At 59.2% G+C, this 1,379-nt stretch carries 1 protein-coding gene; it reads left to right on the forward strand.

From position 1 onward, the window contains the following. Positions 1-48 precede the first annotated feature (48 nt). The gene (locus FGL94_RS18075) at positions 49-1,194 is read left to right on the forward strand and encodes an ISH3 family transposase (protein ID WP_122107030.1); all 1,146 of its coding nucleotides are present in this window, start codon (positions 49-51) and stop codon (positions 1,192-1,194) included. The last annotated feature ends 185 nt before the right edge of the window (positions 1,195-1,379 follow it).

Raw genomic sequence — 1,379 nt, forward strand, 5'->3', positions numbered from 1 at the left:
TCAGTCGATCACATCGGGTTTGAGTGAAAGTGTCTGCTTGGGAAGGGTGTGGAAGCTACCGAAGCAGACAGCGAGATAGAAGAAGAGCACCTCCTTAATTTTGTCGTCAACAGCCTCAACGAAGAGCTTGCGATAGATCTCGACGAGAACGTCAAGGTCACGACAGAGACGTTGTACGAGGTCCTCGCCGGCGCCAGCGCCGGCGGGACCTCGATCAATCACGTCTGCGAAACGACCGAGGACTCGCCACACGCCAACACCGTTCGAGGACATCTCACCGAGCAGTTCGAACTTGACTCCGTTGAGGCGGTTGGGGACACGCTACTTCAACGAGATACGCTTGAGACGCTTCCAGATCGACCGGTGGAGGTCTGTGCAGACCTCCACCTCGACCCCTACTACGGCGATGAAGACGAAACAGAAGCGCTGTACTTCTCACAGGCGAAACGAGGAACCACAACGTTTCACGCGTACGCGACGCTGTACGCGCGGGTACGCAACAAGCGGTACACGCTGGCGGTGCGCCAGCTTGTCGCTGGCGACACCACCAGCGACGTCCTTGGTGAGTTTCTCGAACTCCTCGACGGCCTTGACCTCGGCGTCAAGGCCGTCTATCTCGATCGCGGATTCTACAACAGCACCTGTCTTGGGCTGTTGTCCACGCACAACTACGCCTACGTGATGCCGATCGTCAAGTGGGGTGAAACGATCCAAGACGAACTCAGTAGCGGCTGGAGCCGCGAGATCGAACACGATCTCGCCGGCAAGGTAACGTTCCCTGTGTTCATCGACTGCGTCTACCAACAGGGACGATACGACGAACACGGGGTGGCGCGTCACGGCTACGCCGCTGACGCGCCGTTTATCGACACACCACGGGATGCCCGAGAACACTACAGCAAGCGCTTCGGCATCGAGTCGAGCTACCGATTAGCCAAGCAGAGCCTCGCATTCACCAGTTCTCAGGACGCTGGGCTACGGCTGGTGATGTTTGTGGTGAGCCTACTGCTCCAGAATAGCTGGCGGTATCTACACTGGCGGTACGTGGCGGCGCCCCGCCGCGGGGGGCGCCGCCTCTGGAGGTGGCCGTTCACGGAGTTCTGTGAGATGGTGCTGCGGGCCGCTTGGACAGCGCTTGGTGTACGTAGGTCCATTCCAGCGAACCAGCCACTCGACAGCCGATTCTTCCGGTAGCTGTCCACCGATTTAGATAGCGGTCGTGAGTGACGACACTGTCGCGTCGGCGGCAGTGCGCCGCCGACAGCGACGGTCCATCCTGAAGATCACACTCACCAGCGATTCGAAGACGCGCCACGACCAGTTCCATCTGATTCATCGCCATCAGACGAGATTACGCGGCTGTCGATGTGATCGACTGA

The sequence above is a fragment of the Halorubrum salsamenti genome (assembly GCF_007671685.1).
Taxonomy (GTDB): Archaea; Halobacteriota; Halobacteria; order Halobacteriales; family Haloferacaceae; genus Halorubrum; species Halorubrum salsamenti.